At 42.9% G+C, this 15,994-nt stretch carries 15 protein-coding genes; 5 read left to right on the top strand and 10 right to left on the bottom strand.

Annotated elements, in window-relative coordinates; translation table 11 throughout:
- Positions 1-184: 184 nt before the first annotated feature.
- Entirely contained in the window at positions 185-922 is a 738-nt protein-coding gene (locus tag BLT07_RS10760; protein WP_091868553.1) for a DUF3891 family protein, read from the bottom strand.
- 136 nt (positions 923-1,058) lie between these two features.
- Here BLT07_RS10760 and BLT07_RS10755 point away from each other — a divergent pair, with 136 nt between their 5' ends.
- Positions 1,059-2,336, top strand: a complete 1,278-nt coding sequence (locus tag BLT07_RS10755) for an APC family permease (protein ID WP_245726515.1) — start codon at positions 1,059-1,061, stop codon at positions 2,334-2,336.
- Positions 2,326-3,090, top strand: a complete 765-nt coding sequence (locus BLT07_RS10750; protein ID WP_091868551.1) for a DUF4397 domain-containing protein — start codon at positions 2,326-2,328, stop codon at positions 3,088-3,090. The genes BLT07_RS10755 and BLT07_RS10750 overlap by 11 nt, the downstream gene beginning before the upstream one ends.
- Before the next feature lie 194 nt (positions 3,091-3,284).
- Here the strand turns inward: BLT07_RS10750 and BLT07_RS10745 are convergent, their stop codons facing one another.
- From BLT07_RS10745 to BLT07_RS10710, 8 genes are all read right to left on the bottom strand, one after another.
- On the bottom strand, positions 3,285-5,054 hold the full coding sequence (locus BLT07_RS10745; RefSeq protein WP_091868549.1) for an SLC13 family permease: 1,770 nt from the start codon (positions 5,052-5,054) through the stop codon (positions 3,285-3,287).
- A 166-nt stretch (positions 5,055-5,220) separates the two neighbouring features.
- Positions 5,221-5,562: a YtxH domain-containing protein gene (locus tag BLT07_RS10740; RefSeq protein ID WP_091868548.1), complete on the bottom strand. Its 342-nt coding sequence runs from the start codon at positions 5,560-5,562 to the stop codon at positions 5,221-5,223.
- 163 nt (positions 5,563-5,725) lie between these two features.
- On the bottom strand, positions 5,726-6,067 hold the full coding sequence (locus BLT07_RS10735) for a DMT family transporter (RefSeq protein WP_091868546.1): 342 nt from the start codon (positions 6,065-6,067) through the stop codon (positions 5,726-5,728).
- A 19-nt stretch (positions 6,068-6,086) separates the two neighbouring features.
- Positions 6,087-7,271 carry an acetate/propionate family kinase gene (locus BLT07_RS10730; protein ID WP_091868544.1) on the bottom strand — a complete coding sequence of 395 codons (1,185 nt, stop codon included), beginning with the start codon at positions 7,269-7,271 and terminating at the stop codon, positions 6,087-6,089.
- 88 nt (positions 7,272-7,359) lie between these two features.
- Positions 7,360-9,453: a phosphate acetyltransferase gene (gene pta, locus BLT07_RS10725; RefSeq protein ID WP_091868542.1), complete on the bottom strand. Its 2,094-nt coding sequence runs from the start codon at positions 9,451-9,453 to the stop codon at positions 7,360-7,362.
- Positions 9,454-9,555: 102 nt separating this feature from the next.
- Positions 9,556-10,317, bottom strand: coding sequence for a sterol desaturase family protein (locus BLT07_RS10720; protein ID WP_245726514.1), 762 nt, complete (start codon positions 10,315-10,317; stop codon positions 9,556-9,558).
- Between the two features lie 60 nt (positions 10,318-10,377).
- Positions 10,378-11,868: an acyl-CoA dehydrogenase family protein gene (locus BLT07_RS10715; protein WP_091868538.1), complete on the bottom strand. Its 1,491-nt coding sequence runs from the start codon at positions 11,866-11,868 to the stop codon at positions 10,378-10,380.
- Between the two features lie 565 nt (positions 11,869-12,433).
- Complete coding sequence (locus BLT07_RS10710; RefSeq protein ID WP_245726513.1) at positions 12,434-13,231, bottom strand: acetyltransferase; 798 nt, start codon at positions 13,229-13,231, stop codon at positions 12,434-12,436.
- A gap of 235 nt (positions 13,232-13,466) precedes the next feature.
- Between BLT07_RS10710 and BLT07_RS10705 the strand changes: the two genes are divergently transcribed.
- The 3 genes from BLT07_RS10705 (at position 13,467) to BLT07_RS10700 (ending at position 15,276) form a co-directional block, all read left to right on the top strand.
- Positions 13,467-14,513 (top strand): helix-turn-helix domain-containing protein, encoded by a 1,047-nt coding sequence (locus BLT07_RS10705; protein WP_091868536.1) that lies wholly within the window; start codon positions 13,467-13,469, stop codon positions 14,511-14,513.
- Positions 14,514-14,658: 145 nt separating this feature from the next.
- On the top strand, positions 14,659-14,814 hold the full coding sequence (locus BLT07_RS20745) for a lmo0937 family membrane protein (protein ID WP_139205134.1): 156 nt from the start codon (positions 14,659-14,661) through the stop codon (positions 14,812-14,814).
- A gap of 234 nt (positions 14,815-15,048) precedes the next feature.
- A complete protein-coding gene (locus BLT07_RS10700) occupies positions 15,049-15,276 on the top strand; it encodes a hypothetical protein (RefSeq protein WP_091868534.1) in 228 nt (75 codons plus the stop codon).
- Positions 15,277-15,598: 322 nt separating this feature from the next.
- Here BLT07_RS10700 and BLT07_RS10695 read toward each other — a convergent pair whose 3' ends face one another.
- A complete protein-coding gene (locus tag BLT07_RS10695) occupies positions 15,599-15,976 on the bottom strand; it encodes a cupin domain-containing protein (protein WP_091868533.1) in 378 nt (125 codons plus the stop codon).
- Positions 15,977-15,994: the final 18 nt, after the last annotated feature.

Genomic DNA, 15,994 nt, shown 5'->3' with positions numbered 1-15,994 from the left:
TTCTAAAATGGACCGATACCGGTCAGGGTTTGCGACCAGTATCGGTTTAATTTTGGCACTGTATTTAAATATTTTGGGGAATTGATTCCTATTGATTTAAATATTTCTGCAAGGGAGTTCCATCGATTTCTGCGAGTCGACTTCCTGTTGCGATGAGAGCGGAAATGGCGGCTGGTCCTTAAAATCAACGTTCAAAACTATAAGACCGATAGGTTCGATCCGTATTTTCCAATATCGCTTGAAATTCTTTTTGATTTTTGAATTTCGGTTGTTCAAGAAGGGTTTCCTCGACGCTCACCTCAAAATCCGATGCTTCGAAGCACCAGGGATTTACGGAAATCTTTCCGTTTTCTTTTTCCCGTATGAAATACGTTTTCTGCTTGATGGAGGTATTTATCTCCAACTTTCGAAGATTGCCGGGTATCTCGTCTTTACATAGAATTAGGGAACATCGGTCACAAAACCGTAGAAGTTCATACGCCGATTCCGCCTTTTTTTGGCTGATTCCGAAATGAGCTATCATCTCGTTTCGAAAAGTATCTTGTGATTCTAGAAATTGCTTAGCTTTTTTGCTTTCTTCCCTGAGATTCCCATAAAGAAAATCAAGATGAAAAGATACCAACATAGCTGTCCATAGTGACTTACTTTTCGCTTGTCGAACCACCCGTTCGGCCCTTTTCAGAATTTTATCGGTACTGACATCATCCTCGGTAAAATCTAAGGGAATACCAAAATCTGACAAATATTTCTTTTCCTCAAAATCGAGCTGGTGGTCATCGTGTTCGACGATGGCAATCAAGGTGTCGAGCCAGCGATCGGTTCGGTAGTCCAGTTTCAGGGCCTGGGCGATTTTTCCGGCAAGCAATCCGTGAGCTGCCTGATAGATGATGTGAAGCCCTTTAGATGATTTTCTAACGATCATTTTATTCCGTAATTTTTATCAAATTAATAAATAATTTTTTGCAGCAAAGAACAGAATTGCTTTCGGGTTAACTATTGGTTTGTTTGGGGTACTTTTGGAATATGGACTGCATACAACATATATAAAAGGAACAATCGTGGCAAAAAAGTTACATCCTATATCGGTATGGGCCTTGGCTGCAGGTGGTATGGTCGGGGGTGGCATCTATACGGTACTCGGAGTGGTTATCGCGGTTTCGGCCCAATGGGCCTGGTTGGCCTTTTTGATTATCGGTATTTTGGCAGTTACCGCCGCCTATAGTTATGTGTTTCTCTCCAACAAGTTCGATGATAGTGGCGGGGTCTTTGCCTTTCTAAAAGAGGTAAACGATAAGGCTATGGCAGGCAACCTTGCTTGGTTGCTTATCTTAGGATACGTGTTTACCATTTCTGTTTATGCCTACGCATTTGGCCACTACGTTTCTTTTGCCTTTCACGGTAGTGCGTTTGTCATACGGATATTGGCGGTAGGTATTATCGCGGCCTTGATTTTGTTGAATTTGGCGGGAGTGGGAAAAATGACCAAAGTGGAAATCGGTATTGTGTGCGCTAACCTTGCCGTGCTTTTGGCCTTGGGTATTTACGGCCTCACAAAATGGGATGCCGTACAATTGGTTGCTGGTATCGAGCCTCGACCCGTGTGGTCTGCACTGGTCGGGGGCGGGGCGATATTTATGGGGTATGAGGGCTTTCAACTTTTGAGCTACGAATACGACCGCATCAAGAATCCCGCTAAAAATTTTATGCCAGTTATGATTAGTGCCGTGGTCTTTGTGGTGGTGCTTTACATTATTGTTGCCTTAGGCGCCACATTTATCGGGGGCGCCGTTTCGCTAGTGGATTTTAAGGCCATCGCACTATCCATCACGGCACAAAAGGCCTTTGGCCAGACCGGGGTAATCATCATGACGGTCGCTGCGGGTTTCGCTACGGCGGCCGCCATCAATTCCACCCTCTTTTCCACGGCCAACCTGACCAAAAACATCGCTAAGGCCAACGAACTCCCGAAATGGTTTAAGCACACCAACGGGAAGGACATACCCGATAGGGCTATTATCGTGCTGGGTTCCTTGGCCGGCATAATGGCCATTGCAGGTTCGCTTACCGCCTTGGTCGAGGCCGCAAGTTTGATTTTTGTAATCACTTTTGGAACCGTTAATTGGCTATGTTTTCGCGAGAGCGAAAAACTAAAATGGATACCGGCCATTGGAATTGTGATAGCCGTCATTACCGCATGTACACTTTTGTTTCGCGTAGCTATTTCCAAGCCGGTAGCCTTCGGCGGACTTCTTTTTATTGTACTATTGGTAGTATTGGGAAGACCCTTATTGCTGCAGCATAACAAAAAAATGAAAACCGGTACGGATGATAATTAGGATTAAAATTTTGGTACTGATGATGATGGTCCCACTTCTTTCGGGTTGCTCACCCAAGGAAGCCGCACCGGCCCAGTTTCGGGTAGGGCAGTTTCTGTTTTCCACTCAAAATGCGACCATTACCTTGTACGATGGAAAGCAAGAAAAGACTTCGCTAAAACTTAAATATGGGAAACTTTCAAACTATACATCCCTCGAAGCCAAAATCTATTTTATAAAGGTTTGGGCAGACGGAAAGCTACTTTTGGAAAAGAAAATCGGTATGGGACGTGATGGCCGATACACCTTGGTATTGACCGGGATTCCCGAAAAAAACCAACCCGTCAACAGAAAAAGTACGATGCAAAAATTGCATACCATTGTTGAAGGATCCGAGGGTATTACCGCCAACGATTATCTGCCCCAATTGATCGTTCAAAACGATTTTTATATCGCTGAAAAAAACACGGGAAAAATAAGAGTGATGCATCTGATGCCCGGTGCCGTACCATTTTCGCTTGATTTTATGAACAACAAGGGGAAAAAGGAGGTACGTTCCACGGCCTACCCAAAAAGTAGCGAAACCATAGAGGTGGATACCGGCACGTACAACGTGCATGTGCATTTTGATGCTAGTCTACAAACCGTAGCCTTGCAAAAAATAGAGATAAAAGAAAGCGTGCTCCATTCCTTATATGTAATTCCCGCCCCAGAACGTTACCTTACAGATCCGATACTTGTGGTGGGGTCTTCTGATAAAGAGAAATCGCTATAGATCACTACGTTTCTTAGCGGTAGGTGTTTAATTTGCCATGCAGGCAACAAATCGTTGAAATGGGAATTGGTCGCCAACAATGCCGAAATCGAAGACGATGGAACCTTTAGATGGACTGTACCTTGGGCTTAAATGGATGTTAAAGCCTTTTTCTCATCTATCGGTCTCCTGTGGATCATCCCAAATGTTCCAATTCAAAATGGAAAAAAATAGGGAATAACAAAAGACGCCGCCACCCAGGTAATAAGGTTCAGGGGCGTTCCGAACTTTAGAAAATCGTTGAACTTATAGTTACCTGGAGCATAAACCATGGTGTTCGTCGGATAGCTCATAGGCGTCATAAAGGTCAGGGAGCAGGCAAACATGACCGCCACTAAAAAGGGACGGTAACTGACTTCCATGGCCGCGGCAAGGCTAATGACCACCGGGGCCATTAATGCGGCCGTCGCCTTGCTGGAAATCAGGTTGGTTGATATGAAAGAGACCAGATAGATGATGCTCAATGTGATTCGTGCGTCGTATTGCCCCAGATTGGTCTCGATAAACTGGGCGATCAGCTCCGCGCCCCCCGTTTTTTCTAGGGCGGACCCCATGGATAGTACACCGGCCATCATGAAAATAACTTTCCATTCCACAACTTTATAGGCTTCGTTAGGTGTCAGCACCCCCGTCAATATCATAAGCAGGGCACCGACCATGGCGCTGATCAAAATTCCGGTCAGATTGAGCGAGGCGACCAAGATGACGCCTATGCCGATGAGGATGGCAGGAATCGCCTTCCTATAATTCGTCTTTTTTTTCTCGTATTCCGAAAGGGTGACGATTAATTTTTGCGATTCGAGACGGTCGATGGTTTCCTGTTTCCCGAGTACAAGTAGCATATCGCCTTCCCGAAGGGCTACCCGAGCGAGTTTGTCAATGATAATTTCATTTCTATGGCGGATAGCCAATACCGATAGATGGTACTTTTGGCTGAACATCAACGTTTGTAACGAGCTTCCGGTCAATGGCGAGCCAAAGGGCAGGATGATTTCATACAAGCGATACGTCTCGTCCTTTTGGTCGGTTTCCGCACGCTTATCCCCTATAATATGGTAGCCTTTGGCATCCAAAAGTCTATTAAAACTCGAAGGGGGCACAATGACCTTTAGAATATCACCTTCTAACAAAATAGTTTCAGGTCCTATATGGTGATTAAGTTTGCCATCCCTTAAAATCGAAAGAATACGGACGTCAAAGTTTTCGACCAGTCTCGATTTTACGACCGTGCGGTTGCTATCGGGGGAATCCGTTGCTACTTCTAGCTCGGTGATATACTCCTCCGCCTTTTTGGTCAAGTGCAGGTTATCTTTACTATCGGGAAGCAAAAACGGACTGACCAAAAACAGATAAACAAAGCCTAAGACCAAAAGGCAAAGGGCCGCGCCACTAAACTCGAACATGCCGAACTCTTCCAACCCGAATTTTTTGGCATAGCTGCTGACGAGAATATTCGTTGAGGTTCCGATCAAGGTACAGGTACCTCCGAAAAGAGCGGCGAAAGAGATGGGCATCAACAATTTTCCAGGGCTGATACCCGTTTCCCTGCAAACGGTCAAGGCTATCGGCAAGAGCAGGGCGACTACGGCAGTGTCATTGATAAAGGCCGAAAACACGCCTGAAAGCAGGCAAAAGGTCACCAATGCCACCGAGTAATGAATCTTGGCCAATTTGACGATGCGGTGGCTCAAACCATCCAAAATTCCGGAATGGAATACCCCGCCACTGACCACAAAAATACAACCCAAAGTCAAGGTGGCCGGATGGTTGAACCCCGAAAAACCCTCTTCGGGACTCAGTACGCCCGCTACTATAAAAAGAGCCATGATCAAAATCGAGGTCGTATCGATCGAGAAATAGTCCTTTACAAAAAGAAATACCCCGATACCGATGATACAAAACGTAAGGATCAAGTCGATGCCCATAGAAAGCCATTGGTTGAGTGTACTAAATTAAGTGTTTTGATTTTGTTCGATGTAAAAATAAATGGCTGCCGGTTGTAGGCTCTCGTAATTTATTGGGGGATACGTTAACTAAAAAGGGCCCCGAAATGTCGGGGCCGATTGTAAGCTTTATAAAAGTCGCCATGAATTATACCTTGACCTTTTTCTTGTTGATTTTACGACCTTTTTTTTTGAGTTCTTCCAGTTTCTTCTCTAGCAGGGGAATATACTCTTCAGAATTTTGATGTAAATGCGAGGAAATTGCATTTAAACGGGATTCAAAATTGTCTTTCCCTTCGTAAAATTTTTCTTTGGTACTATTTTTAAGTTGCTCTCCGGCTCTTAGAAGTGCATCAGTGGCATCTTCCGTGCTTTTAGCAATTTTTTTTCTGGTTTCGGACCCTCGGGCTGGAGCAAATAAAATTGAAAATGCTGCACCCAAAGCAGCTCCTGTGATAAGCGCCAATCCGATGTTTGAATTATTTTTCATTAGTTGAATTTTTAAGTATTAAATGTAAAACTAGGTGATTACGCTTAGGAAATTGATTCTTAACGATGATGTTTTTGACGCTATTGCCAAGAGAAGCCACGGGATTATAATTGATTTTCTTGGTTATGTTTCGATCTGCCCCCTCAAGATGTGGCGATTTTCGCTATCCTTGGCTACTCACGATTTGCAGCCCGACCACCGAAATCACCAAGGTAGAGAGAAAGAACAGCCGCCAAAAAGTCACAGGTTCCCTAAATAAAATAATCCCCGCAATGACCGTACCGATGGCACCGATTGCCCCCCACACCGCATAGGCCGTACCAACTGGAATAGCGTTTTGACCCCCTATGGCCTTAAAAAGAAGATACATGCTTATGCTCACACTGATGGCAAAGGCTATGAGCCAAAGCCACATTTCCTTTCCTGAGGTATGATGCGCCTTCCCTAAACTTATCGCGAACGCCGTTTCAAAGAGACCGCCGATGATCAATAGGATCCAATTCATAAGCATATTGATTTAATCGTCAAGTTACCAAACTAAAAACCTGCTTTGCAATCTCCAACTCCTCATTGGTTGGAATAACCAAGATTTTCACTTTTGAAGTCTCTGTGTTAATTTCTCGAAAGGCGGTTGACCGAATTTCATTTTTGTAATCGTCTAGCGTGATTCCCAGATAGTCCATATCGGTACAGACCATTTTCCGTATCGTGGCTGAATTTTCGCCGATACCGGCTGTAAAGACGACCGCATCCAATCCGTTCATGGCAGCGGTGTAGGCTCCAATATACTTTTTAATGCGATAAGCGTTCATGTCCAACGCCAATTGGCAGCCCAAATCTCCGTTTTCCGCACCGGCCTGAATGTCTCGCAGATCCGTAAAACCGGTCAGACCGAGCATACCGCTTTTTTTAGTTAATAGGGTGTTCACCTGCTCAGGGGTATACCCTAAAGTATTGATAAGATAAAAAATGATAGAATGGTCGATATCCCCGCTTCTAGAGCCCATGATCAATCCGTTAGATGGCGCGAATCCCATACTGTGGTCCCTACTTTTACCGTTGACGACAGCGGTCATACTGCAACCGTTTCCCAAATGGATGGAAATGATTTTCGAGGATGTATTGCCCAAATACGACTTTGCTTTTTCGGAAACATATTTATGGCTCGTACCATGAAATCCGTAGACCTTGATTTGATGTTCCGTAAAGAATGTATCGGGAAGGGCATATTTCCGGGCCGTTACCGGCATAGTCTGATGGAAGGCAGTGTCGAATACCGCCACTTGTTTGGCCTTGGGAAATAGCTTTTCGGCAACCTTGATGCCTTCCAGGTTATGTGGATTGTGCAGAGGTGCCAAGGCTGAATATTCCAGGATTTCCGCTTTAACTTTTTCCGTAATCAGCGTGGTTGCTGAGAAGGAATCCCCACCGTGAACTACTCGGTGGCCGATGGCATCGATTTCTTGGAAATTCTTGATGGAACCTCTTTGCGGATCTAGCAGAAATCCAACGATTTTTTGTAAGGCTTCATTATGGGTCGCAATGGCATCTACCTCTTCGATTTCGAACGTATCCGATCGGTATTTAAGGATGGCATCATCCGAACCGATACGTTCTACCATGCCTGAACAGACGACTTTTTCATCAGGCATTCGAAGTACCTCGAATTTTATGGAAGAGCTGCCAGCGTTGATGATGAGTATATTCATTAAATAGGTATCGGTTAAAAGTTAATCGTGAACATTAGAAGTTCCTTTTTAGAATTTTAGCGACGAGACTTTGGAGGTGATTTGAAATTTAAATTCCTTGTGCCTGTATTGCCGTAATAACCACCGTATTAAAAATATCGTCTACCGTGCAGCCGCGGCTCAGGTCGTTTACCGGTTTGTTGAGGCCCTGCAACATGGGGCCGATGGCTAAAGCTCCAGTTTCCCGTTGTACGGCTTTATAGGTATTGTTGCCCGTGTTGAGATCGGGAAAAATAAAAACGGTGGCTTTACCGGCTACTTGGGAGTCAGGCAATTTGCTTAGGCCTACTTTAAGGTCAACGGCGGCGTCGTATTGAATTGGTCCCTCGATTTTGAGATCGGGCCGTTTTTGTTTTACTATTTTCGTAGCCTGTCGTACGCGATCTACATCCTCGCCGATGCCCGACGCACCCGAAGAGTAGGAGAGCATTGCAATTCGCGGTTCGATGCCGAAAGCAGTGCTGGTGTCCGCAGAAGATATCGCAATTTCCGCCAGCTGTTCGGCGGTGGGGTTGGGGTTGATAGCACAATCGCCAAAAACAACTACCCGATCCGGCAAGCACATAAAAAATATGGAGGATACCAAAGAGACATCCGGTTTCGTCTTTACAAACTGCAATGCGGGCAAAATGGTGTGCTGTGTCGTATGGACCGCTCCGGAAACCATTCCGTCGGCATGGCCTTGATTGACCATCATCGTGCCGAAATAGGAAACATCTTCCATCAGGTCGCGCGCCATGGTAAGGTCGACGTTCTTATGCTTTCGCAATTCGAAAAGGGTAGTGGCGTAGGCCTCAAAGTTTTCGGAGGCTACAGGGTCTATGATATGGACTTTCTTCAGGTCTAGGCCCAGTTCTAATTTTTCGATCTTGTCGGTAATCTGTTTGAGGTTTCCCAATAAAGTGATGGCAACGGCATCTATATCGGTCAATAATTTGGCGGCCTTCAAAATGCGTTCATCCGTGCCTTCCGGCAGTACGATATGCTTTTTATGGGTCTTTGCCCGTTTTAAAAGATTGTATTGAAACATTCTGGGGGTAATACCCTCCGCCTGAAATGTAATCAGGTTCTCTGCCAGAGCATCCGTAGAGACGTATTTATCAAAAGCGCTGATGGAAGTTTTAATTTTTTCGGTGTTCTCGGCATACATCTGTGACTTGATGGCCCCGATCTGATTGGCCATGGCAAAAGTGCCGCCAGGTACCGAAATGATGGGAACTACTTCAGAGAGGCCCTCAATCAACTTTTGAATGGGTTCTTCGGGAATAATTCCGCCGGTTAAAATAATACCGGAAACCGCAGGATAGTTCGCTGAAATATTAGCCTGTAAAGCCCCTAAAATAATGTCCGCTCTATCCCCCGGAGTTATAACGAGTCCGTTTTCCTTGAGATGAACGAGGTAGTTGCGCAACTGCATGGCTCCCACGCTGAATCCGTCCACCTGATTATTGATATAGGCTTCCCCAAAAAGGATTTCCCCGTTTAGGGTGTCACAAATTTCCTTTACTGACGGGTTTGCCAAAACCGGATTTGTAGGAATGGCATTGACCAATACTGAAGCGGGAAGTTTTTTCCGAAGTCCCTCTACTACAAGCTCGACATTTTCGGGTAGTACTTTATTCCCAATGACGGCGAGTACTTTTACACCTTTGTCCTTAAAGGTATCATACGCGATCTGCAGATTGCCCACTAACCCCTCTAAAGTTTTGCCCACACCACTGGCCAGTAAAATCGCAGGAATGCCCAGGTTTTTGGCAATGACCACATTAATGTCAAATTCGATGATTGTGCCTTCCCCAGAAAAACTGGTGCCTTCCACTAAAACAAAATCAAACCGCTCTTCGACCGCCTTATACTTTTCGATGATTTTACCTATAATCTCGTCGTCACGGTCCTCATTTTTTCGTTGGATGACTTCACTGCGGGTAAAGGCATACGCATCGGAAAACGGAATATCGAGATTGAAGTATTGGGTTATGGTATTGATATGGTTGTCGATACCGCCCGGCTCGAAATCATCGATAATCGGCCTAAAATACCCCACTCTGGCCGCCTTGCCCAACAGCAATTGCATCAAGCCCAAAGATAGGATAGATTTGCCGCTATCGGGTTCGGTAGTGGCGATGTAAACAGCTTTGCTCATAAAAGAGATTTATCGATGGCAAAGATAAGGGTCTGACATTTATACGGCAGCGGATTTTGCTTATTTCTGGGTTTTTTCGGCCTTAGTCAAGCCCTTTCGGACTCACAATTCCGTTTTCATAAGTCTGTCCCAAAACGTAAAATAAAGGCCAAAGTGTTTTTTAGAATTCCGGTGATGATAGTCGTGATGCGTCGCACCGATAATATATTTGCGGAAGAGACTGGAATTTTTGTTCGATGGATAAATTTCAACCCCTGCATGGTTGATTATCGCCGAAATGGTCATAAGCGCAAGGGTAATCATGATGGCGATTACACTCATGGGGATAATGAAAAGTAAGACCGGAACTATCAATGCTTGAAGGAAGGACTCTACAGGATGGAACGAAAAAGAAGTGAATACCGTAGTGTCCACGCTTTTATGATGTTCCATATGAAAACCGCGAATGACCCTTGATTCGTGCATCCATCGATGTAACCAGTAATAATAGGTGTCATGTAATACGAGGTAAAGCAATATGCTAACAGGTATGTACCAAAGCGGGTATTCGCTGATATCGGAATAAATAGTTGTATATCCTTTTTGCCAGAGTATCAAGAGCACCATTCCTATAAAAGTGAAAATCAATGCGCTATAAACGGAAAGTAAAAGTTCTCTTTTGATCTGTCCGACCTTTGGGTCTTGCTTGGACAACATTCTTTTCCTAAACTTTCTTCTGTATACTACCAAGAAAATCCAATAATAGACACCCGATAAAAATAGATACCTTAAAAAAACGATTAGAAAGATGAATACGAACGATATCAAGAAGGTCTTGTAATCCGTAAAGTCGAAGCCCTGTATCATTTGTATCTGAGAATTCATGGCCGGAGGGAAGTAACCAAAATGGTTCTCCTTGTAAAGATACCCATACTGTTTCTACATCTACACAAAATCATACCAAAAACTATTTTCTTGATAATCATCGATCTGTGTGACGGTATTCTTATTTTGAAACGAATCCACCAATTTCGAGACGTCCCCTTTTAAAATTTCGACACAGTTAGCTATCAAATCCTTCCTAAAGCCCTTTTCTTCCATTTCGAGCACGAAATTCAAAGCAATAATTTTTGAGAATATTTTACCCAAATCGACTAATTTTCTTTGTTTTAAGCCTGGAGTAAAACTAAAATTTATAGTGTTTTTGAAGTGGGGATGCGATTTCTCCGTAAGGCTGAAACCTTTTAGAAAACCATAAACGTCATATTCGTTTTTACGTTTCATGAGCTTACCTATTATTTCGGCAATCTGGGTATAGAGCATTTCGTTGGAGCCCTCGAATATTTGAAATGCCCTGGAGTCCATAATTCCCCTGCCCGCAACATTGTCCATCTTAAAACCCGTCGAGCCGTATAACTGGGTTGCTGTCTGCGCCGCTTCTTGCATAAGGTCGGTCACGAAGGCCTTCATGGTATTCGCTTGTACGCCGGCATCCGAAAGATCTTTATCGATACCGCTATATGTACTGCTTCTAAAGCACATGGCCGAAGCGATGGTAAAGGCGCATTGCACCCTAGAAATCTGATATTGGACCATATCCAGTTCGATTAATTTTTTGCCGCCAACGACTCTTTCCGTACACTGTTTAATGCATTCGTCCAGCATCCTTTTAATGAAACCAAGTGCCATCCCGGGAAATTGCATTCTACTTCTGTGCAATATATCCAGCATCATTTTCACACCCGATGTTTCGGGTTCCAGTTTGAACTGGGACGGGACCCGAATATCTACCCTGTTTTTCCCATAGGGAATCATATAGAGCCCAAGATTGTCAAAGTATTCCTCTACCACAATCTGTTGGCCGGGTTGGGTAACATCGCAGATAAAGAAATCAATATCCCTGTTCAGGTTACCCTTACTATTTTTTTCACGCGAGGCGATAAGCCAAAAATCGGCCATTCCCGTTAAACCTTGCCAGTGCTTTGTTCCCTTAATGATGTAGCTGTCACCGACCTTTTCATTATAGGTCTCCATGCCCAGGGCATTGCTGCCATAATCCGGTTCGGTTATCATAAGGCCTCCCATATTCCGCTTTTCCAAAAAGCGCTTGAAGATTTCCCCTTTTACGTTCGCATTGGCATATTTTGCGATGGGTTCCAAGAATAGGGCAATATTTATTCCGAAAGTCAGGGACAGTGCTAAGGATTCGTACGAAGCTGCCGATAAGAGTCCCAAACACTCCTTTACCTTTAATCCACGACCCCCAAAATCTTGGGGTATAGCTACCGATAAAGGGGATTTGTCCATGATATCGCGCAGAGCGACCGCGGGGATGCCCCTTACTTTACTGAATTGGTCAATATCGTACCTTTCGTGAAACACATTCTTTAGAACATGGTCAAACGCTGTGATGTACTCCGAAAAATTTTTATGCATCCTGTAATTTAAAAAGGGGTTAATGGTTGCAGATCTGATTTTTAAATACGCAAAACTACTATATCCAAATCGAAAAAAAACTGACATTTCTCAGTTTTTACTTTAGCTACTACATATTTATGGCTAGTGCCACAATTAGGGTGCTGAGTAAAAGGAAGAGAATAAATAAATTGTAAAACTTTCGCTTGCGGCTTTTTTTTGGGGACATCATATACGCTGTGATTAGTATTTTATTTATAGATAACGGATGCGAATTGAAGTTTGTATAATTCCACCGGATTTAATTCGTATTCGGAAGGGGACTAATTAATGAATGCCGAGGTTATTGCGAATTCGACAAGGGTTTTGAGTCGGAAAACAATAGGCATTTCATGCCAATTCCTTCTAGCAAAGAAGATGTCTATTGTCTTTTTTGAAGGGCTACGGTATTGAAATGCACAGGTCAAGAACAGTTTCGCTACTACTACTACTACTACTACTACTACTACTAAAGATGTTTCACCAAAAATACGGTTTATAATGCCACAGGAAAACGCAGGTGGAAATAGCCAATCAATGTGAGAAATTAATTTGGATAATTGGCTTCTGTTGCAACTATTATCCCTGAATGTTCAGCTAAGATGGCATCTCCCTTTAAATAGGGGTCGCATGCGCTCCGATTTCGTATAAAACGGGCAGGGCATCCATAGACCACCGAGCGGGCACCTACATTTTTGACTACCAATGAACCTGCACCGATAATACTGTGTTCGCCAATGCTAATGTACTCGATAACGTTCGCTCCAAGTGATATGGCCGAAAATTGGCCCAATTTGAGATTGCCGCCAGTACGTGCGCCGGAGGAGATACTGGAAAAACGTTCCATGGTCCCGTCATGGCCGAGCGACGAATTGGTATTTATAATACAGAATTCCCCGACCTTGGAGTTGGCGTTCACAACGGCTCCCGGCATGATTACACTGCCCGCGCCGATCTTAACGTTTTTACCGATAATGGCGGAAGGGTGTATTGCGCTTATAAAACACAGCGAAGGTGCGATGTTTTTGACCTTGTCAACCATACACTTCCGGGTAAAATTGTTGCCGATAGCCACAATGGCGCCTTCTATCCCAAAGGTATCCATCAAGAGCGGTAGTTCATTTTCTGAACCCAAAATTTGATAGCCGTTATGATACGATCTCTTTCTTTTAAAGGAATCGACGAATCCCACTACGGCATATTTTCCCTCTTTTTCCAAACAGTCCAAAATCATAGTGCCATGTCCTGAAGCTCCAATAATAACGACATTTTTCATCTCTTCGGGGGAAATTAACTGTTCGGTAATCCATTCGTATTGACAATACAAATCGTATTGACAATACAAAATCGTCGGTTGAGCACAATCTCTATGTCATTCATTGTCACAATTTAAAATTTTGCGACGGAGTGTATGCATATTAAAATCAAAATTCCATAAATTTAAATCATTTCGATAATCGAAAAAAATCAAATAGTGTCTCTTTTAATAATAGGGGCTCCGATTAATGTAAAAAACAAAACCCCTCTTTTAATTTTTTTAAAACAACTTTACATTATCTTGTCCATAAACACAGTGCATTATGCTAGCGATTGAAGTAAATTCCCTTCCCATAAATGAGGTAATGCAAGATATTTCAAAAGCTTTTGGTACGACTTTCAATGAAAGCTGCGGGGAATATTATCTTGCTATTCCTGATCATATCGGGAAGGGAAATATTCGGGGGATCAATTTTGATGCGGGCTTGGCAATTATTCAATACGATTGTCTGTTTCATGAAGATGTGGAATTTCGGTTTACGGTCAACGAAGTGCATCCCCTGAAATTTTTGTATTGTTTAGAGGGTGCTTTAAAACATAGTTTTGAAAATTCGGAGCAGATGCATACTATCGTTCAATATCAGGAGGCAGTTGTAGCCAGCGATTTGTTCAATGGCCACATCCTACGTTTTAGTACACAAACACGTACGGTTGTCAACAGCCTGGAAATCAACCGAAAAATATTCCAGCAAAAGATACGGTGCAATCTGGTCACTATGGCTGATACCCTACAAAACCTTTTCAATGATACAGAAGCTAAAAAAACCTTTTACCACGATGGTTTCTACAGTTTAAAATTGGCCGATCTCTTTCGGGAAATGCAGTCTTTCGACGGCAAGGATTTTTTGCGGCAATTATTTTTAGAAGGTAAGGCCTATCAAATGTTGACCATGCAAATACTTGAGTATGAAGACGATTTGTCGGATATAGATAACCGGAGTATTCTTCGCCGTTCAGAAGTCGCGCAAATCGAGAAAGCCGCAAAATTCATACAGCATCAAATTTCAGAATTGGAAACCATAGACCGACTAGCGCTTGAGGTTGGATTGAATACGAACAAACTTCAAGAAGGTTTTCGGGAGCTGTATGGGCTTACCGTAAATCGTTTCATACAAAATGTGCGTTTGGACCGAATTAAAGTGCTCATCTTGAATACGGACCTTACTATGTCGGAAATAGCAACTATGGTGGGGTTGTCGAGTAAAAGTTATCTGTCCAAGATTTTTAAGGTGGAATACGATACCACGCCTTCGGAGTACAGAAAACAATTTTTAGATTCCCTTCTCAAAAAAAAGCAACTGAATAAATAAAAGGAGAGGTAGCGTGGCGTAGTGCACATATTAACGCTTTACCGTATTTTTTTAACATTATAAGCTATGATATGCCCATGGTTCATGACTGGATTATAAAATAAATTATATTCATGCCACATTCAAAAACCTAAATTCAAAAATTATGAGAGACATTGTTTGGATTATTGTAGTAATATTGGTTATCGGCTGGCTGGTCGGCTTTTTGGCATTTCCTAACGTTGGAGGTATCATCCACCTTATTCTGGTGGTGGCCGTAATTTTGATAATTTACAAACTCCTAACCGGTAGAAAAGTATAAAATCGTATGAATAGGTCGATTTTGGACCGACCCTAGTTTTAGGCCCACAATTTTAAAAGCAGATGCTCTGCCAAGAACAGCTGCTTTTTAACTCCGATAGCATTCACTTTCAGTGCAATTGAGACCGTATATCCATCGAATTTCAACTACTTTACTATTTTAATAGTAATTCAAGGAAACAAAATATTTAACCCTTATCTTTGAACTGATTTATTATATAAAAGTGGATTTATTATGAAAAAACAAAATAATAGAAACTGGTTGGCCCTTCTGGGAATAGGTGCAGGTGCATGGGCATTTTGGAAGTATAAAAAAATGCCACAAGAAAAAAAGGATGAATTAAAGTCCAAATTGAGCGATGCCGGAACTAAATTGAAAGATACCGTTGCGGATATTGGAGCGGAGGTTAGCGACGGTTATGAGCAAACAAAAAATAAGCTGAAAACCGAAATTAAAAAATAGTGGACCCTAGCGATTTGATGAGGATTCACGCCCTTCAAGACCCCCGCTATCATAATAAAGGTTTCCGTTTTAATTTGTGAATATTTATATTTTTGTAAGCAAGCTCCTAGGAAATCTGTTTCCTAAGATGTTGGCTTTCATCCTCGTTCAAATAGGTCCATATTTTCTAATCCACATCGCTGTTCCGAGAGCAGAACTAGAATCCACATATACGGTACTTCGGGTCATCTTAAAGAAATTCTTTTCCGAGAATAAATAGATTGAGTCTTTGATCAGGCGCGTTTGAATTGCTTTTTTGGAAGCTTAAATTGCTGCCTTAAATTTATTGTGCCAGGTCCGCCATTTTTTTACCGACATGGGTTATTACTTCGGTGTATTCTTTACTTGGACTGAATTCCAAAAATTTTATGTCTTCCTGTACTATCGCCGTATGGCCTGCTGGCCAGTAAAAGACCTCTCCTGCATTTATTTCTTCCTTTGTGCCGTTATCATATATAAGTAATATACTTCCTTCCAGCACATAGCCCCAATGCGCACTATGGCAACTGTCATTACTCAACCCTTTCAATAATGGGGTGAAATCTGTTCCTTTGGGCAGTTCGTTAAATCCTACCGTGATGCCGCCACAATTCGGTAGTGCTCGCATAATTGTGTTGGGAGCTTTCATAATAACGGGAATGTCTTCTTTTTTTACTTTCATGATGGTTGTTTTTAGAAT

Source organism: Pricia antarctica, from assembly GCF_900101815.1.
GTDB lineage: Bacteria > Bacteroidota > Bacteroidia > Flavobacteriales > Flavobacteriaceae > Pricia > Pricia antarctica.
The sequence above is the reverse complement of the archived record's forward strand: the minus strand, read 5'-3'. Positions and strand labels throughout refer to the sequence as shown.